Annotated in this window: 14 protein-coding genes, 4 tRNA genes and 2 riboswitches; all 18 genes read left to right on the top strand. The window is 45.3% G+C overall.

Annotation, left to right across the window (positions count from 1 at the left end; translation table 11 throughout):
• Positions 1-78: 78 nt before the first annotated feature.
• Positions 79-900, top strand: coding sequence for a hydroxyethylthiazole kinase (thiM, locus tag SRRS_RS08590; RefSeq protein ID WP_371367988.1), 822 nt, complete (start codon positions 79-81; stop codon positions 898-900).
• A gap of 59 nt (positions 901-959) precedes the next feature.
• Positions 960-1,463 (top strand): energy coupling factor transporter S component ThiW, encoded by a 504-nt coding sequence (gene thiW, locus SRRS_RS08595; RefSeq protein ID WP_371367990.1) that lies wholly within the window; start codon positions 960-962, stop codon positions 1,461-1,463.
• Positions 1,464-1,546: 83 nt separating this feature from the next.
• A riboswitch (molybdenum cofactor riboswitch) is annotated at positions 1,547-1,662 on the top strand.
• 179 nt (positions 1,663-1,841) lie between these two features.
• Positions 1,842-3,878: a sigma-54-dependent Fis family transcriptional regulator gene (locus SRRS_RS08600; RefSeq protein ID WP_371367992.1), complete on the top strand. Its 2,037-nt coding sequence runs from the start codon at positions 1,842-1,844 to the stop codon at positions 3,876-3,878.
• A gap of 216 nt (positions 3,879-4,094) precedes the next feature.
• Complete coding sequence (locus SRRS_RS08605) at positions 4,095-5,120, top strand: molybdopterin-binding protein (RefSeq protein WP_371367994.1); 1,026 nt, start codon at positions 4,095-4,097, stop codon at positions 5,118-5,120.
• A gap of 80 nt (positions 5,121-5,200) precedes the next feature.
• Complete coding sequence (locus tag SRRS_RS08610) at positions 5,201-7,957, top strand: molybdopterin-dependent aldehyde oxidoreductase (protein WP_371367996.1); 2,757 nt, start codon at positions 5,201-5,203, stop codon at positions 7,955-7,957.
• A gap of 522 nt (positions 7,958-8,479) precedes the next feature.
• Positions 8,480-10,783, top strand: a complete 2,304-nt coding sequence (locus tag SRRS_RS08615) for a pyridine nucleotide-disulfide oxidoreductase/dicluster-binding protein (protein WP_371367998.1) — start codon at positions 8,480-8,482, stop codon at positions 10,781-10,783.
• 10 nt (positions 10,784-10,793) lie between these two features.
• Positions 10,794-11,003 carry a DVU_1557 family redox protein gene (locus SRRS_RS08620; RefSeq protein ID WP_371368000.1) on the top strand — a complete coding sequence of 70 codons (210 nt, stop codon included), beginning with the start codon at positions 10,794-10,796 and terminating at the stop codon, positions 11,001-11,003.
• Positions 11,003-11,611 (top strand): DVU_1556 family methyltransferase, encoded by a 609-nt coding sequence (trsM, locus tag SRRS_RS08625; RefSeq protein WP_371368002.1) that lies wholly within the window; start codon positions 11,003-11,005, stop codon positions 11,609-11,611. Before SRRS_RS08620 ends, trsM begins: the two co-directional genes overlap by 1 nt.
• Positions 11,612-11,812: 201 nt before the next feature.
• Positions 11,813-12,088, top strand: coding sequence for a hypothetical protein (locus SRRS_RS08630; protein ID WP_371368004.1), 276 nt, complete (start codon positions 11,813-11,815; stop codon positions 12,086-12,088).
• Positions 12,089-12,341: 253 nt separating this feature from the next.
• Positions 12,342-13,400 (top strand): XdhC family aldehyde oxidoreductase maturation factor, encoded by a 1,059-nt coding sequence (locus SRRS_RS08635; protein WP_371368006.1) that lies wholly within the window; start codon positions 12,342-12,344, stop codon positions 13,398-13,400.
• Positions 13,382-14,512 carry a DVU_1551 family NTP transferase gene (locus SRRS_RS08640; protein WP_371368008.1) on the top strand — a complete coding sequence of 377 codons (1,131 nt, stop codon included), beginning with the start codon at positions 13,382-13,384 and terminating at the stop codon, positions 14,510-14,512. Before SRRS_RS08635 ends, SRRS_RS08640 begins: the two co-directional genes overlap by 19 nt.
• A gap of 72 nt (positions 14,513-14,584) precedes the next feature.
• Positions 14,585-15,991 carry a radical SAM (seleno)protein TrsS gene (gene trsS / locus SRRS_RS08645; protein ID WP_371368009.1) on the top strand — a complete coding sequence of 469 codons (1,407 nt, stop codon included), beginning with the start codon at positions 14,585-14,587 and terminating at the stop codon, positions 15,989-15,991.
• A 76-nt stretch (positions 15,992-16,067) separates the two neighbouring features.
• Positions 16,068-16,143 (top strand) — tRNA-Phe (locus tag SRRS_RS08650).
• Positions 16,144-16,148: 5 nt separating this feature from the next.
• A tRNA-Gly gene (locus tag SRRS_RS08655) sits at positions 16,149-16,223 on the top strand.
• 10 nt (positions 16,224-16,233) lie between these two features.
• A tRNA-Cys gene (locus tag SRRS_RS08660) sits at positions 16,234-16,308 on the top strand.
• 6 nt (positions 16,309-16,314) lie between these two features.
• Positions 16,315-16,403 (top strand) — tRNA-Leu (locus SRRS_RS08665).
• Positions 16,404-16,602: 199 nt separating this feature from the next.
• Positions 16,603-16,705: riboswitch (SAM riboswitch) on the top strand.
• A gap of 167 nt (positions 16,706-16,872) precedes the next feature.
• The gene (locus SRRS_RS08670; protein ID WP_371368011.1) at positions 16,873-17,469 is read left to right on the top strand and encodes a hypothetical protein; all 597 of its coding nucleotides are present in this window, start codon (positions 16,873-16,875) and stop codon (positions 17,467-17,469) included.
• A gap of 31 nt (positions 17,470-17,500) precedes the next feature.
• Complete coding sequence (locus SRRS_RS08675; RefSeq protein ID WP_371368013.1) at positions 17,501-17,671, top strand: hypothetical protein; 171 nt, start codon at positions 17,501-17,503, stop codon at positions 17,669-17,671.
• Positions 17,672-17,796 lie beyond the last annotated feature (125 nt).

Consider the following 17,796-nt stretch of genomic DNA (forward strand, 5'->3'; position numbering starts at 1 on the left):
ACCAGCAGGATGTTTGAGCAAGAATGACGAAAAAATGTTAATATACTAAGAAAACATTGCAGCTTATGGAGGAAGTTTATGTATGAACCGGGGGAATTTGGTGAAAGCCTGCGGCGCTTACGCGAAAGGCGACCGCTAATTCATCAAATTAGCAATTATGTTACCATCAATGATTGTGCGAATATAACATTAGCAATTGGTGCATCGCCAGTAATGGCAGAAGACGTTAGTGAAGTAGAGGAAATGGTTTCTTTGGCGGCGGCCTTGGTTCTGAATATGGGGATGCCAAATTCGCGAAAGATTGAAGCCATGTTAGCCGCCGGCAGGCAGGCCATGAAACAGGGGATACCAATTATTTTTGATCCTGTAGGCGCCGGTGCTACCAAACTGAGAATTGATGCGGCTGATAGAATTCTTACAGAACTTAAAATTACGGCAATTCGTGGCAATCTGTCTGAGATTAAAACCCTGTTAGGAATAGGATCAGGAACCAGGGGCGTTGATTGTATTGAACCTCAGGAGGATAATCAGGCTTTAGCCAAAAGACTGTCTGCAAAGCTGGGCAGCATAGTAGCGATTACCGGTTCAACAGATGTTATTGCTTACAATAATGAAGTTTGCTATATTCATAATGGAACTGAACTTTTAGCAGGGGTGACCGGCACAGGTTGTATGACAACTGCGCTGATAGCCTGTTTCTGCAGCGTGGCAAACAATGCCTTTGCCGGTACAATTGCGGGTGTTGCTGCTATGGGGATAGCCGGTGAGCTTGCAAAACAAGAACTCGCGAAAAACGAAGGACTGGGAACCTTTCACATGCGCTTGTTTGATGCTGTGTCGAACCTGACTCCCGAGACTTTGTCACATAGGATGAAAGTTGAATTTTGTTCCGAAAACTAACTTCCTGTGCGAAGCGGAATTTACCGATGATGTAATAATTTTTGAAGGAGCCCGTGAATATGAATATCAGGAAACTGTCTTATACCGCAATTTTTATGGCAATAGGCGTTCTGTCCGCCCATTTAATCTATATCCCCATTGGTGTTGCCAAGTGTTTCCCGCTACAGCATGTTATCAATATATTATTGGCGGTGCTTTTAGGTACCCGTTATTCAGTTAGTGCTGCATTTGGGATTTCATTGCTTCGCAATATCTTAGGAACAGGCTCGTTGCTGGCTTTTCCCGGAAGTATGGTCGGAGCTTTATTGTCTGGTATTCTTTATAAGAAAACCAACAGTATTTGGGGAGCTATTATCGGTGAGGTAATCGGAACAGGGATTTTTGGGGCGTTACTTGCTTATCCTGTTGCGAAGTACTTCATTGGATCGCAGGCAGGGGCGTTTTTCCTCATCGTTCCCTTTATGGTTAGTACGGTAGGCGGCAGTATTATTGCTTATGTATTATATAGGACGACAATTCCTACACTTCTTTATGAAAAATTCGACGTGAATGGTAAAAGGTGAACTTAATTTCAAACTTTTGGAAAGTAATTTCGGGAATGCAGGAGTTTATTTTTTAATCACGAATACTTCAATCATATAGAAACGAATTTTAGTAACTCCGAATCTGGCAGTCTAATGGAAACTACGATGGTCAGGTCGATGGGTTTACCGGGAAACCGGTGAGTCTCCCGCCGCGGAAAGGAGTCAGTGCTAACTATTGAGACAGGCGCTCATTCTTTTTCGTGCGCTGTCTTTTTTTTGTCCTGATAAAAGTATAACTTTCGCCTGAATAAGGGCAACATCGGCTTCCGCTTTCGCCAAGGCTCGGCGTAAGCCGTGTTTGCTTTATTTGTTGAAGGGTTTCTTGTGTGGTTAATAAAAACAGAGGCGGGTGACTTTATGGCTGTGAATGCCGGAAACATCCTTGATGCTACTCTAGCCGAATGGCGAAAATTTACCGAAAACCGGAAAAGTTCAGACAATATACAAAGCTTTTCTATAAGACCTATAATTATGGAGTCGTGGGAGCGGTGCCGCCAAGCCCGGGTTAATGCCCATAGTGACTCTATTCACCATCAGCTTGACAATGCCAGCCTGCAGGTTGTGTTAAAGCAAAATCAGGGCCTTATTACTATTGCCAAGCCATTTATGGACAATTTGTACCAAATAGTCTCCGGTTCCGGATTTGTCGTGGCGCTGACAGATATTCGGGGTTACATCATGGAAATACTTGGCGATAGTGATACATTACTTAATCCAATCACCGTAAGCTTTTTTCAGGGAGCTAACTGGAGTGAAGAGGAAGCAGGTACTAATGCAATTGGCACAACTTTGGTGACAAGGAACCCGATTCAGGTTTCCGGGTCTGAACATTATTGCCGCAAGCACCACTGTTTAACCTGTTCGGCCGCTCCGATACTTGACGATAAGGGAAACCTTCTAGGGATTTTGGACGTTTCCGGAAAATCAACGGCTGCGCATCTTCATACACTCGGTATGGTCGTGGCGGCGGCTGAGGCGATTATGGCCCAACTTAGTATTAGGAAAAAAAATTATGAGTTAAGAGTAATTAATAATCGTTTAACTAATATTTTCAATACTATGTCTGATGGCGTAATCATGGTTGATAATAATGGTGTTATTAGTGAGATTAACCCTGTTGTCAAAAAGATCCTTGGCTTAGGCCTAAATAAATTTGAAGCCGAACCAGGAGTACAAGTGGCAAATATTTTAGGTGCAAAACATACGTTAATTAAAAAGATGCTAATTTTCAAGGAATCTTTTGCTGATGTTGAAATCATGCTGGAGACCAGCAGTGGTTTAAGTCATTATCTGGCTTCAGGTGAGCCTGTAACTGATGAACGCGGCGTAGTAACCGGCGGGGTTATTATGTTACGGCCAATTAAGCAGATTCAAAACTTAGTAAACAGGTTTAGCGGACACTATGGAACATTGCAGTTCAGTGATATTATCGGTGAGAGCAAAGCCATTCTGGAAGCCATCCGAATTGCTTCTCTGGCCGCTACTTCCATATCCAGTGTCTTGCTCCAGGGAGAAAGCGGTACAGGCAAAGAAATATTTGCTCAGGCCATCCACAACCGGAGTAATCGGTCCGGTGGTCCTTTCATTGCGGTTAATTGCGGGGCAATACCACGGGAACTTATTGGCAGCGAGTTATTCGGTTACGAGGAAGGCGCTTTTACTGGCGCAAAACGTGGGGGAAAGCCGGGAAAATTTGAACTGGCTTGGGGCGGAACCTTATTTTTGGATGAAATCGGTGATATGCCGTTAGAACAACAGGTTGCTCTATTACGGGTATTGCAGGAGAGAAAAGTAAACCGCATCGGCTCTGACAAGGTAATTCCGGTTGATGTCCGGGTAATTTGTGCCACTAATAAAAACTTATTAAAAGAGGTGGAAAAGGGGACTTTCCGCAAAGATTTATACTATAGACTGAATGTTATATCTATCACCATACCGCCTCTGCGGGAACGCTTGGAGGATATTGTACCACTGTTTAATTATTTCCTTGAAAAAATAGATAAAAATTATAGGAATTTTTTGGTGAGTCGTGAAGTGATTGATCGGATTGTACGCTACGATTGGCCTGGAAATGTACGTGAGCTCCAAAATGTAGTGGAGAGGATAGTAAGTCTGACCGAAGATAGATCGGTAACTTTAAGAAATTTGCCGAAAGAAATAGCTGATTACCAGCTTGCTACTGATAAGGAAAAAGATACAAACCTAAAGCCGCAGAAGGATAAGGCTTTTTATGGAAGAGAGGGACGGCGTTTCGTATTAGAGGAATACGAGCGTCAGGAGATTCTTGAATTATTGTCCAACCACAGGGGCAACGTGAGTTTAACTGCGCGAACTATGGGAATTTCAAGAAATACACTGTACAGAAAGATGAAGCAATATTCCATATACAGTTGATGATTAAAAGTGTTACATTTATGTGACACTTTGTGTAACATAAATGAACAGATTTAGGTACATGTTACATGACCTTAAAGCAACCAGTGACTCTAAGTCAGCTGGTTGCTTTGTTTTTTTATAGTTGGTATAGAACTTGCAATATAAATTTACTAAATAGTCTGATACTAAAGATGGCTGCATACGTAGATTGCCATCATCTAAGGAGGATGGTCAATGAAGGTGGTTCCCGTATACCAGGCGGAAGGTATGGTGCTTTGCCATGATGTTACCGAAATTATTCCAGGAAAACGTAAAGGAAGAGCATTTAAGAAAGGCCACGTAATTCGTAAAGAAGACATTCCCAGACTACTGACAATTGGTAAGGAAAACATTTATGTTTGGGAAGTGAATGAAAAAAACATTCACGAGAATGAAGCAGCTGTCAGATTTGCAAAAGCGATATCAGGTTCTGGGCTAACCCTGGCTGAAGCTGCCGAGGGAAAGGTTGAGATAAACGCTGCTATTTTTGGTTTATTAAAGATAAATACCGAAGCGCTGGATAGGATTAATGATATTGATCAAGTAGCGGCAGCTACTTTGCACTCAAACCAGGTGGTGGAGGCTGGAAGAAAAATTGCAGGCTGCAAAATTATTCCATTGGTGATTGGAGCTGAGAAAATCGAAAAAATTGAACAGACATGTGCCGATTACTGTCCGGTAATCGAGGTTATGCCGCTGAAGGCAGCCAAGGTGGGTGTAGTTACTACCGGCAGTGAAGTGTATCACGGACGGATAAAAGACTGTTTTGGACCCGTATTAACCAATAAATTTGAGCGGTTAGGCAGTTCTGTTTTACGCCAAATATTCGTACCTGACGACATTTCTATGATCGTAGAGGCCATTCGCAGTCTGCTTGCTGACGGTGCTGACATGGTTGTTACAACCGGAGGCATGTCCGTCGATCCCGATGATGTAACCCCTTCCGGCATTAGGGCGGCAGGAGGAGATATTGTCACTTACGGGGCGCCTACTTTGCCGGGGGCCATGTTTATGCTGGCGTATTTTGGCGATGTACCGGCTTTGGGACTACCAGGCTGTGTCATGTATCACAAAAGTACAATATTCGATCTGGTTGTGCCGCGTTTACTGGCAGGTGAAAGATTATCGCGCAGAGATATTACAAGGCTGGGGCATGGCGGGTTATGTTTTGTTTGTGAAGAATGCCGTTATCCGGAATGCGGATTTGGTAAAGGCAGTTAACTCGTGCCAAATTGGTCATGTTATTTCAGGGAGCAGATTCCCTAGAAATATAAAATATTATGAAAAGGGAGAGGGTATGAATGCAAAAAAAAGTGCTGATTATCAACAGTCTGCCCAGAACGCTTATTGTTGATCCTGAAGCTAGTCTGGCAAGTGTTCTTAGAGAACAGCTACTGTTGACGGGTTGTAAAGTTGGCTGTAATCAAGGTCAATGCGGGACTTGTTCGATCATAATGGATGGTAGAGTGGTACGTTCTTGTGTCATGAAAATGAAGAGGGTGCCAGACGAAGCTAAAATTACCACAATAGAAGGTCTTGCAACGCCCAATAATCTTCATCCATTGCAAGTTGCCTGGATGGCCTACGGCTGTGCCCAGTGCGGTTTTTGCAGTCCCGGTTTTATTTTATCGGCTAAGGTATTACTTGACGAAAACCCTAACCCTACCAGGAAAGAGGTTCGTGAGTGGTTTCATAAACATCGGAATGCGTGCCGCTGCACGGGTTATAAGCCGCTAGTTGACGCCGTTATGGCATCTGCTAAGGTTATTCGCGGCGAAATGCGTAAAGAAGACCTTATGTTTAAACCTGTTGGCAATAAAATTTACGGCACAACCTATCACCGCCCGTCCGCCTTGCAGAAAGTTACCGGCACATGGGATTTTGGCGCTGATGTTGCTTTGCAAATGCCTGCCGGAACTTTGCGGTTAGCGCTTGTGCAAGCAGAAGTATCCCATGCAAATATTAAAGGTATTGATACCTCGGCAGCCGAGAAAATGCCTGGTGTATATAAAGTAATCACCCATAAAGATGTTAAAGGCAAAAACCGGATAACCGGCCTGATTACTTTCCCGACAAATAAAGGTGACGGCTGGGATCGCCCGATTCTTTGCGATGAGAAAGTATTTCAGTATGGCGATGCCATTGCCGTTGTAGCCGCAGATACCGAAGAACATGCCAAGGCAGCAGCCAAAGCCGTCAAGGTTGATCTTGAGATATTGCCGGCCTACATGAGCGCTCCGGCTGCCATGGCGCCTGATGCGATTGAAATTCATCCAGGTACCCCCAACGTGTATTACGAACAGGGGGTAGTAAAAGGTGAAGACATCAAACTGATTATGGAAGCCCCCGATATTGTTACCGCAGAAGTGGAAACTTATTGCAGCCGTCAGCCACATTTGCCGCTTGAGCCTGATTGTGGATCTGCCTATATTGATGAAGAAGGCCGTCTGACGATTCATTCCAAGAGTATCGCATTACACCTGCATCATGCCATGATTGTTGCCGGTATCGGCATTGAGCCTGAAAAATGCCGTCTTGTCGCCAACCCGACAGGTGCTACTTTTGGCTATAAGTTTAGTCCTACCAATGAAGCTCTATTAGGTGTTGCCTGTCTCGCGTGCCATGGTAAGCCTGTTTCCCTCAACTTCAGCATGTACCAGCAAATTACCTACACAGGAAAACGTTCGCCGGCTCTGGTAAAAACTAAGCTTGCTGCCGATAAGACCGGTAAACTGCTGGCAATGGAAACCGACTGGTGGCTTGATCATGGTCCGTACAGTGAATTCGGTGACCTGAACTGTATGCGTCAAGGCCAGTTTACGGGTGCCGGTTACGACATTCCTAATATCCGCGGTAAAGGCAAATGTGTGTGCACCAACCATGCCTGGGGCTCAGCATTCCGCGCCTATGGTTCACCTAAAGCCTTCCTGTCCTCAGAAATCTGCATAGACGTGTTAGCCGAAAAACTGGGTATGGATCCATTGGAATTCCGCTATAAAAATGTTTACCGTCCCGGTGCAACCACGCCGACCGGTCAGGTCCCGGAAGTATTCTGCCTGCCGGAAATGCTGGACAAAATTCGTCCATACTGGGAAGAAGCTAAGAAACGCTGTAAAGAGCATTCAACTCCTGAAAAGAAACGCGGCGTAGGGCTCGCAATCGGCATGTATGGCTGTGGTTTGGATGGTCCGGACAGTTCACACGCTTGGGTTGAATTGACTAAAGAGGGGGTAACTGTGGGCAATTCGTGGCAGGATCATGGCCAAGGTGCTGATCTTGCTACTTTGACAATGGCTCATGAAACTCTCCGGCAGATAGGGATTATACCTGAACAGATTAAACTCGTGATGAATGACATGGCCTTCACACCGGCTAGCGGTCCGTCCGGCGGCAGTCGTCAAAACGTTATGACAGGAAATGCTACCAGGGTTGCCTGTGAAATGCTGGTAAACGCTATGCGAAAGCCTGATGGCACTTTCCGGACATATGATGAAATGGTAGCGGAAAACATTCCGCTTCATTATGACGGATCATGGACGGCCTCCATGTGTACTGACTGCAGTCCTGATACCTGCCAGGGCAACCCCTTCCCGATTTACATGTATGCCGTCTTTATGCCGGAAGTTGAAGTTGATATGAAGACGGGTAAGGCTACCGTAGTTCGATTTGTCACAGTCCAAGATATTGGGACAATCACCAATAAAGCAACCTGCGACGGTCAAGTCTACGGTGGTTTGGCTCAAGGTATCGGTCTTGCTCTTACCGAAGATTTTGAGGACCTCAAAAAGCATACTACGCTTGTCGGCTGCGGTCTTCCATTTATTAAGGATATCCCTGATGATATTGAAATTATCTACAACATTACCCCGCGTGAAAATGGGCCATATGGTGCCGCCGGGGTAGGCGAAGGGCCGCTAACGGCGCCACATCCCGCTATTCTTAACGCCATTTATAATGCTTGTGGTGTTCGTATTTATTCCGTACCCGCACTACCGGAAAAAATTAAGGCAGGATTGGAGGCTCTGGCTGCTAAAGAGCAGGCTGCCGGCGGCAAATAATCTAATAAAGTAAGACCAAGATTTTGTACGAAAGGTAGCACCCAGCATTCGGATTCGCTAGATTTTGCATGTTGACAGGGAAATTCCCCCCGTTTCTCCGAGGATGCAGACCTTTTCTCTAGTCAATATGCACTGTACCTTAAAGACGAAGGCTTCACAGAAAGCCAGCTTTCTAAATTGACTGACCTTGCCTTCACAACTCCCAGCTTGTCTTCGTTACTAAGCGTTGCGCCAATAGAAGCTGATAGAAAGACTGTAGAAAATATCTTTAGAAATTCACTATAGTTACGTTTAGGGCCAAAACCAATCCGAGTCAGATGGATTTTGAGTACTGACTGGAAATGCCTGCTCGTCTCAGGGGGCATCTGCTTTAACTGCCCGGTTGAGTCTTTGTTTGGGACAAATCAGACTAAGCTTCAGTTAGCTTGTCCTAACTGAAGCTTAGTCAAATTCATCATCTAGACCAATTTTATGGTTGCCCACGGCTTGGATCTTGGGCTTTTACAGGGGAGGAGGTTTGCTATGGATCAAAAACTCTTGCGCCAACGGGAAGCAAAATGTGTTCAGGATAATCCGCCAGGCTGCACGACCAACTGTCCGGTTCATGTTGATGCTCGGGGTGTAATTGCTTCTGTCCGTAAGGAAGATTATGCGGCAGGTTATGCCTTGTTTCATAAAATGGTTCCCTTTCCCGGGATCATCAGCAGAATCTGCGACCAGCCCTGCCAGCAGGGGTGTAAACGCCACGAAATTGATGAGTCAATTTTTGTTAGATTTCTGGAAAAAATTTGCGTGGATCATAACAATACTGAATCTAAATTTACGGTTTTGCCGGCAAAAAAGCAAAGAGTAGCTATTGTGGGAGCCGGTTTGAGCGGTTTGACAGCGGCTTTTGAACTGGGACGCAAAGGCTATAAAATTGATATTTTTGAAGCAACAGATCGTTTAGGAGGAAGTATCTGGAATATTCCGGAAAGCCAGCTGCCGCGTCAGGTAATTCGCAAAGATTTTGCCATTTTTGAGAAAGTTTCTTTAGAGGTTCACTATAATTCGCCGATGGCATCATTGGACAATCTTTATGAAGAATTTGATGCTATCTATTTGGGAATAGGACTTTGCAAGGCTAAAGAATTAAATCTGGGACTTGTATTGACTGATGGAAAGATAGAACTTGATAAATTATCTTTAGTAACGAGTAATAGTAAGGTTTTTGCGGGAGGAAGCCTCCGCTGCCAGGATGGGAAACGGTCAGCAATTACTTCAATTGCAGACGGCAAAATTGCCGCGACTTCGATTGACCGTTGTTTACAGAATGCATCGCTCACTGCTAATCGGGAAAATGAAAGAGCTTATGCGTCTTCTCTTTACACCAACATTTCAGGGATAAAAGCAGAGCCTAGGGTAACTGCTGCTGATTCCGGGAGTGGTTATACGAAGGCGGAAGCACTCAGTGAAGCTAACCGCTGTTTACTATGTGAGTGTCTGGAGTGCGTTAAGGTTTGTGAATATCTCGCACATTATAAAGGGTATCCCAAACGGTATGTGCGTGAAGTATATAATAATTTATCCATTGTCATGGGTATTCATCGTGCCAATAATATGATTAACTCCTGCAGCCTGTGTGGTCTTTGCGAGCAGGTTTGTCCGGGTAAGCTGAGCATGGGGGAAATTTGCCGGCAAGCCCGGCAGGTGATGGTAGAAACGAGGAAAATGCCCCCATCAACGCATGATTTTGCCTTGAGGGATATGCAGTTTAGCACTGGTGAAAAATTTACGCTGAGCAGGCATCAGCCCGGGCATACGTCAAGTGAGTCAGTGTTTTATCCCGGATGCCAGTTAGCTGCCTCATCACCGGACTATGTTGAGCAGATTTACCGCTTTTTAGGTGAAAAACTCACCGGTGGTGTTGGCTTAATGCTTGGCTGCTGCGGGGCACCGGCCAGTTGGGCGGGACAAGAGGTTTTGTTTCAGGTAACCATGCAAAGTTTTGAAAAAGACTGGAGCAGCATGGGAAGTCCCAAGATCATAACCGCCTGCCCTACTTGTTATAGTTTGTTTAAACAACATTTGCCTGAAATGCCTGTGGAAACATTGTGGACGCTGCTCGAACGTATTGGTTTACCTGACGGCCGCCGATTGACCGGGGCTATACAAAAACTGGCCATTCATGACAGCTGTACCACAAGATGTGACACTAGAATTCAAACAAGTGTACGAAATCTTTTGGGCAAGTTGGGCTATCAATTGGAAGAACTGCCTTTAAGCCGTGAACATACGGTTTGTTGCGGCTATGGAGGCTTGATGCTTTATGCCAATAAAGAGGTTGCGCATAAAGTGATAAATAGGCGAATACAGGAAAGTGAGTTAGACTACCTTACTTACTGCGCTATGTGCCGGGATAATTTTGCCGGTCAGGGGAAACGCAGTTACCATCTGCTGGATTTGATTTTTTGTCCGGAAGGAAAAAATCCGGCTGAGGCCGGTCCTGGCCTTTCAGAGCGGCAAGTGAACAGGGCAAGATTAAAACAAACATTACTTGAGAAAGTATGGGGTGAAAGGGTGGAGGAAGCACCGGTTAACATTAAGGTGAATATCGCCACGGAGGTAATAGCGATTATGGAGGAACGGCAAATCCTCATTTCGGATGTTGCTAAAGTAATTGAGTATGCGGAAAGCACCGGCAATAAACTGAAAGAGGCAGCGAGCGGCTATTATGTAGCGTATTATAAGCCGGCCAGTGTGACTTATTGGGTCGAGTACAGGCCGCAAGGGGATGAATTTGTTGTTCGCAATGCTTATTGTCACCGTATAGAAATTACGGAGTAATGGAGGAACTATGAACAAGCAGACGGCTGGGACGGAGCCTGCTCTTATTTGTGAAAAATGCGGCATTAAACTAACGTTGGGAAAAGTAACGCTAGCCTATTTAGGCAGCACGTTTCCCGTTGAACTTTATAAATGCTCTACGTGCGGGCTGGTATACATTCCGGAAGAATTAGCCAATGGTAAAATGAAACAAGTAGAAGCAGCCTTGGAGGATAAATAATGCTTCACCAGCATCCGGGCGGTATTGCGTTAACTAAGCGGGTTATTGATTACTGTGCCTTTTTTCCGGGGGCGAAGGTGATTGATGTTGGCTGCGGTACAGGAGTGACGGTGGAGTATCTATGTGATACTGCCGGTTTACAGGCAGTGGGGGTTGATTTATCCAGAGCGCGGCTGGAAGAAGGCAAAAAACGTTCGCCCGGGCTGCCTGTATTACAGGCAGCGGGAGAAGATTTACCGTTTGCGGATGCCTGCTTTGAGGGCGGTATAGCCGAGTGCAGTCTGTCGGTTATGCAGGACCCTGCGAAAGTGCTGGCGGAGTTTAGCCGGGTGCTTGTACTTGGAGGAAAACTGGCGATAACTGATATTTATGTACCTGATTCAGAGAATACTTCCGGTTTTTTTTATCGCCGCCAACTGCAAAAAATGCTGGCGGAAGCCGGTTTCACGGTTATTACTTGGGAAGATCAATCCGCTTGCCTGAGGGAATTTGTTGCCAGCTATATTATGGCGGATGGAGACAGGCAAGAGCTTTGGCAATGTGTATCTGCCGGAACAAAGGCAGGATATTTTTTACTTGTGGCTGAAAAATTGCAAAGGGAAGGATGAACTATTTTGGAGGAAAAAAAATGTCCTCGCTGCAATACAGAAATAACCAATAATGCTCCCTTGTATCAATGTTGCCGTTGCTTTACCGTTTATTGCAAAAATTGCGAAGATACCAATGAAGGGCGGAACTGTCCAAAATGTAAAATGGGGCCGCGATTAATACTTTCATCAGGAAAGTAAAAAGCAGGGGGGGAATAGAGTATGAAAGAAGAAACAGATTTTTTGGATATTATTGAGGCGGACTGGGTAATTGTCGAAGTGGCTGATAAAAATACCGGAAAAAAGTTTAGGAGAAATCTGCCGGTGAGATATTTAGAAACTGATAACGGTGTAACATTATTTGGCGAAACCCTTGATGGCGAACCGTCCGAAATTAGCTTCTTATCAGACGCTGCGTTGGCCAAAATTAATGACTTGATGGGAAAAGGCCCTGATCACAGCCGTTGTGAATCAAAGGGATCAGATGGTGTTCCATAAGCTGTTGTCCATTCGTGAGTATTAGCGAAATATCGGGCTGGAGGCGCAAGGTAGGGAAAATCCTGAGCTAATACGGGTTATGGCCGGATTAAATGGGGGACAGGGCTTTGCGGTAAGACCTGCGATGCTTGACCGGCGGGGCTTGCCTGATTGGCCGAGCCGAAGCAATTCTGTCGGCTAACGGATTTTCTTTTACCGGTAAGCCGGGTGAATAACCTGCAGCAGCATTGGCAAAAAAATTGGGAGGATGTGTATGAAACAGATCTATCAAAGTGTGGTTCAACTGCTTGCGACCGGTGAGAGCATTGTGCTGGCTACTATTTTTCATAGTTCGGGCTCGGCGCCGCGCGCGGCAGGAGCAAAGATGATTGTTCGTGCCGATGGTTCGATTATTGGCACAATTGGCGGTGGACGGTTGGAAGCCGAAACTATTGAACTTGCCCGGAGCGTTCAGATAAGCCGTCAATCATTGATCCAGCCTTTTGATTTGACAGGCACAGATGCTGCCGGAGCAGGAATGATCTGCGGCGGTGAAGGTGAAATCCTGCTTGGTTATCTTGATGCATCCAATGCCGGCAACCGGCAGGTTTATGAGGGTATTGTCGCTGCAATAGATAGCGCGCAGAAAGCATGGCTTATCACAGAGCTAACCTATAGGCAGGAGAACAGGCAGCAAAGGCAGCAATGTCTTGTTACCAAAGACGGCACTGTTGTTGGCAATTTTCAATGTGAACCGGCGTTTATGGAAAAAATGAAAACAGGACCGGCTAAAATTTCTATTCATGCTGATGCTGCAGAAGGCTGGAAATTTATTGTTGAGCCTATCCGGATAATTGGCGTTGTGTATTTATTTGGGGCAGGTCATGTTTCACAGCAGATTGCCAAGTTAACAGATATGGTAGGGTTTGTAACAGTAGTAATTGACGACCGCCCGGTTTTTGCCAATAAGGAGCGGTTTCCGCAGTCCGAAGTAATGGTTGTGGATAATTATCAGTGTGTGCCAAAACTTCCTATTAACCAAGATAGTTATCTGGTCATTGTGACCAGAGGCCATTTACATGACGGGATCGTACTGGAGCAAGCGCTCAAAACGGAGGCTTGTTACATTGGGATGATTGGCAGCAGAACCAAGCGGGATTACTTATATAAGGAGCTACAAGCCAAAGGAGTCAGTGCGCAAAGCTTACAGCGGGTCAATTCGCCGATAGGTATTAATATTGATGCCGAGACTCCGGAGGAAATAGCGGTTAGTATTGTTGCCGAATTAATAAAAGTAAGGGCGGAGCGAGAACGATGTCTAGCGCAAGGATAGTAGGGCTAATTGTAGCCGCAGGCTACTCTTCCCGCATGGGGACATTCAAACCGTTATTGCCGCTAGGAGGAAAAACAGTAATTGAAGTGGCAGTAGACAGTCTGCGAATGGCAGGGGTAGCAGATATCCGGATTGTAGTGGGGTATCGGTCGGCTGAGTTATATCCTGTATTAGACCAATTGCAAGTTGATATTATTGAGAACCCCAAATACTCACAAGGGATGTTTTCTTCTGTGGTTGCCGGACTAAAAACCTTTGCCGGCGATGCGGAGGCATTCTTTTTACTACCAGGAGATACTCCGGTGATAAGAAGACATAGCATTAAAGACGTAGTGCGTGAGTACCGCAAGACTAATGCTGCCGTGGTCTATCCGGTTTTTAACGGAGAACGCGGCCATCCGCCGCTTATTAACGCCACGTGTTTTGACCGAATCCTAAGTGGCGACGGAGCTGACGGACTTCGCGGTATTCTTAATGAGTATGAAGCTGACAGCGTAGATGTGCCAGTGGCAGATCAAGGAATATTGCTTGATATGGATACTATGGAGGATTTTAATCAGCTTACTTGTTTTTATCTGCGGCGCCACATACCGACGTATGACGAATGTCTTGCCATATTGAATAAGCACCAGGATGACGATAGGGTATTGCAGCACGGGCACATGGTTGCTGAGATCGGCAAAAGTTTAGCCAGTCATCTTAACTGTGCGGGGCTAAGTCTCAGTACGGAATTGGTATATACTGGCGGTCTTTTGCATGATTTGGGCAAGGGAAAGCCTAATCACCCTAAGCGTGGGGAACGCTTGCTAAGGTGCAAGGGATTTTCCGAATTGTCCAGTATCGTTGCTTCCCATATGGATATGGAACTAAAGCCGGAGTGTGCCATTGACGAGGCAGCATTAGTGTTTTTAGCCGATAAATTAGTTCAGGGTACCAGGCGCGTGTCGTTGTCGGAACGTTTTACTCCGGCATTGGATCGATTTGCTGGTAATCGCGAGATCATTGATGCCATTTCCCGAAGAAAGAGGACTGCGGAAGTTATTTGGAATCAGGCAGCAAGCATTTTGGGGATGCATTTAGATGAGATAGTATTCTCAGCAAATAATCCGTAGGGAAGGATTTTACTATATTTCTAGAATAGATGTTTATTCAGCAAACTGCTTACAGGGAGAGGTAGCGATGCAATGGATAGGGCTATAGAGCAGAAGGAAATAGCGCTTTCGACAACCCAAAGTGTATGTCCCGAGTGTTTGAAGCGGATTCCGGCAGTGAGGGTGTTAAAGGGTAATAATGTCTATTTGAGAAAAAACTGCCCGGAGCATGGCGAGGTTCAAGTCTGTGTGTGGGAAGGAGAGCCTGGGTATCTTGATTGGGTTAACCCGCAGATCCCATCGTCACCAGTGGCATGTGCAACCCAAGTCGACAAAGGCTGCCCGTTTGACTGCGGTCTATGTCCGGAGCACCGTCAGCAAACCTGCTGTGTGTTGTTGGAAGTAACAAATCTATGCAACCTGCACTGTCCGGTTTGTTTTGCCTCTGCTTCAGAGAGCTGCAAGGAGGAGCCTGACTTCAAGGTTATTGAGGGCTGGTACCGAATGCTAATGAATAGTGGCGGCCCGTTTAACATTCAGCTATCAGGTGGCGAACCAACTATGCGTGATGATTTGCCGGAGATTATAGCTTTGGGCAAAACGCTAGGTCTGGTTTTTTTCCAGGTTAATACCAATGGTTTACGTTTGGCGGCAGATGAACAATATGTAGAGAGATTAAAAGCCGCCGGTCTCAACTGTGTCTTTTTGCAGTTTGATGGGATAAGCGACGATGTCTACCTAAAACTGCGAGGGCGGGCACTATTTGACCTCAAAAAAAAGGCAATAGAGGTTTGTGCGGCACATGACCTTGGGGTGGTACTTGTACCGACTCTGGTTCCTGGTGTAAACGACAGTCAGTTGGGTGATATTTTGAAATTTGCCATAAGAAACATGCCGATAGTCAGGGGTGTCCACTTCCAACCTGTAAGCTATTTTGGGAGATATCCCGAAGAGCCTGACGACAGTGGCCGTATTACGCTTCCTAGGGTGCTTCGTGAAATTGAAAAACAGACAAACGGGCAAATGAAAGCAAGTGATTTCCGTCCGCCAGGTGGCGAACATGCCCATTGTTCTTTTCACGCTAACTTTATTTTAATGCCGGACGGGCAAATAAAACCGCTTAAACAAGATTCGGCGAGCGGTTGTTGCTGTCAGGGTAAGCCGGCAACAGAGGGGGCAAAACGCGCCAGGCAGTTTGTTGCCAGGCAATGGTCAGCTCCGAAAATTGGTACTAAGTGCAAGGATCAATTAACTCAGGCGGGTGTTGGAAATACAGCCAGTCTTGATGCATTTCTAGAACAGGTGAATACCTATACGCTTGCCGTTTCGGGGATGGCATTTCAAGATGTATGGAACTTGGATTTGGATCGATTAAAACAATGTTTTATTCATGTAGTCGGGCCAGATAACCGGCTGATTCCGTTTTGCGCCTATAATCTCACTAACCGTCAGGGCGCACCGCTGTATCGGAAGAAACTAGGAAAAGACAGTATAATATAAAAACCAAAAGATGTTATGTTGACACGGAATGATAAACATGATAATATATATAACTGTCGTCGGTAATACAATTTACGCCTCGGTAGCTCAGTCGGTAGAGCAGAGGACTGAAAATCCTCGTGTCGACAGTTCGATTCTGTCCTGAGGCACCATTTAAGCGGAAGTAGCTCAGCGGTAGAGCATCGCCTTGCCAAGGCGAGGGTCGCGAGTTCGAATCTCGTTTTCCGCTCCATTTTTTTTATGGCGACATAGCCAAGTGGTAAGGCACAGGTCCGCAAGACCTTTATCCCCTTGTTCAAATCAGGGTGTCGCCTCCAAATAATGCCGGGGTGGCGGAACTGGCAGACGCAACGGACTTAAAATCCGTCGGAAAGAAATTTCCGTACCGGTTCGATTCCGGTCCTCGGCACCAATATTAAAATAAGTTAGGAGCTGTCTAAAGGCAGCTCATTTTTATTTTTTTGTAAAAAATATGCAAACATGTTGAAAGGTAACTACAGTTCAGTAAGGGTTAATGTTTTGTACCGGGTTCTTTATTAATTGGTTTTGGCTTGGTTGATATATTGACATTTTCTAGATGTTCGTGATAAAATTTATTCAATTTAAAAGAGCTCTTATCAAGAGTGGTCGAGGGACTGGCCCGATGACACCCGGCAACCGGCAGTTTACTGCAGTGGTGCTAAATCCAGCAGGAGTAATCCTGGCAGATAAGAGGAAGGTGTAGACACAGGCCCCTTTCCTCGGAAAGGGGCTTTTTATATTTTCCTCTTGAGCAAGTAAGAACGACTAAGGTTTGTGCCCTTGTTCTAAAGAATTGGCGCAAACAAAGTCTTTTCTTAGATTTACGAAAAGAGTATGGCCATTTGGAGGTGCTGTTTACAATGAGTACTGTTACCCTGACGCGCGAATTAGCGCAAAAAAATGTTCCGGAGAAAAAACATAAGCAACTGCGAATGTGCCAGATCAAACGAATGTCGCCGATGGCAGCCATGTCTAATGTTAAATCGATACTAATAGATGATTCTGGAACAAACAAGGAATTTCAGGTTTCTTATGACAGGAAGATTGCGCTTGTTTCCTTTTTCAATTCTACGCCAGATAACGGTGCTGGAAAGATAGCGAGTGTTTTAGAGTCTGTTGCCGGCTATGGAGCTGTCCTGGATATGGTGTCTATTCAGCCGCACCAAGTGAGTTTTGTAGTCCAGGGAGCTTTTTTAACAAAAGTTTGTGAAGGGCTGGAAAAGCTACAGTATAAGCCTGAGGTTATTGACGATTGTGTTAAAGTTGCGGTACAAACCAAAAACGGACATTCGCTGTTAAATGCAGTAACGGTGGTAGCGGCAGGCTTAGCGCAAGCCCATATTCCCATATTGCGTTTAACTGAATCGTATGGGCTGATTGAAGTTCTAATCAAAAGCAGCCATATTCAGCAAGCCCAGCAGGTTTTAACAGAAAGAAGTGGTTTCTTTGGACACTAAGGAGCAGGAAGAAATGAGAGGAGATCATTCGATGACGGATAGAGGTAAAGGATACAACGAACATAATGAAGTCGGCAGCTTGGCCCCAAGAGAAGAGGCGGGGAATGAAGTTGTTATTATTATTCGTGATGGCAAAGTAGTAACATTTATTCAGAAAGATAGAAATGTGCCGCTCGAAGGCATGTATGGCGACGGAATTTAAATTTCAGAGAGCATCTGTTTAAAGGGACAACAGATGCTTTTTTTTATTAGGATAAAGACTTATGGCATAGCAAATTCGTTTAAAGACAGCTTAAATTCTTTGCAAGAAATGCTGCAAAAAAATAT

It is taken from the genome of Sporomusa rhizae, assembly GCF_041428845.1.
Lineage (GTDB): Bacteria > Bacillota > Negativicutes > Sporomusales > Sporomusaceae > Sporomusa > Sporomusa rhizae.

Coding starts and splice junctions, on each gene's coding strand:
- SRRS_RS08670 (WP_371368011.1), top strand. CDS start 16,873: ATGAGTACTGTTACCCTGACGCGCGAATTAGCGCAAAAAAATGTTCCG.
- SRRS_RS08615 (WP_371367998.1), top strand. CDS start 8,480: ATGGATCAAAAACTCTTGCGCCAACGGGAAGCAAAATGTGTTCAGGAT.
- SRRS_RS08675 (WP_371368013.1), top strand. CDS start 17,501: ATGACGGATAGAGGTAAAGGATACAACGAACATAATGAAGTCGGCAGC.
- SRRS_RS08610 (WP_371367996.1), top strand. CDS start 5,201: ATGCAAAAAAAAGTGCTGATTATCAACAGTCTGCCCAGAACGCTTATT.
- SRRS_RS08600 (WP_371367992.1), top strand. CDS start 1,842: ATGGCTGTGAATGCCGGAAACATCCTTGATGCTACTCTAGCCGAATGG.
- SRRS_RS08620 (WP_371368000.1), top strand. CDS start 10,794: ATGAACAAGCAGACGGCTGGGACGGAGCCTGCTCTTATTTGTGAAAAA.
- thiM (WP_371367988.1), top strand. CDS start 79: ATGTATGAACCGGGGGAATTTGGTGAAAGCCTGCGGCGCTTACGCGAA.
- SRRS_RS08605 (WP_371367994.1), top strand. CDS start 4,095: ATGAAGGTGGTTCCCGTATACCAGGCGGAAGGTATGGTGCTTTGCCAT.
- SRRS_RS08635 (WP_371368006.1), top strand. CDS start 12,342: ATGAAACAGATCTATCAAAGTGTGGTTCAACTGCTTGCGACCGGTGAG.
- thiW (WP_371367990.1), top strand. CDS start 960: ATGAATATCAGGAAACTGTCTTATACCGCAATTTTTATGGCAATAGGC.
- trsM (WP_371368002.1), top strand. CDS start 11,003: ATGCTTCACCAGCATCCGGGCGGTATTGCGTTAACTAAGCGGGTTATT.
- SRRS_RS08640 (WP_371368008.1), top strand. CDS start 13,382: ATGTCTAGCGCAAGGATAGTAGGGCTAATTGTAGCCGCAGGCTACTCT.
- SRRS_RS08630 (WP_371368004.1), top strand. CDS start 11,813: ATGAAAGAAGAAACAGATTTTTTGGATATTATTGAGGCGGACTGGGTA.
- trsS (WP_371368009.1), top strand. CDS start 14,585: ATGGATAGGGCTATAGAGCAGAAGGAAATAGCGCTTTCGACAACCCAA.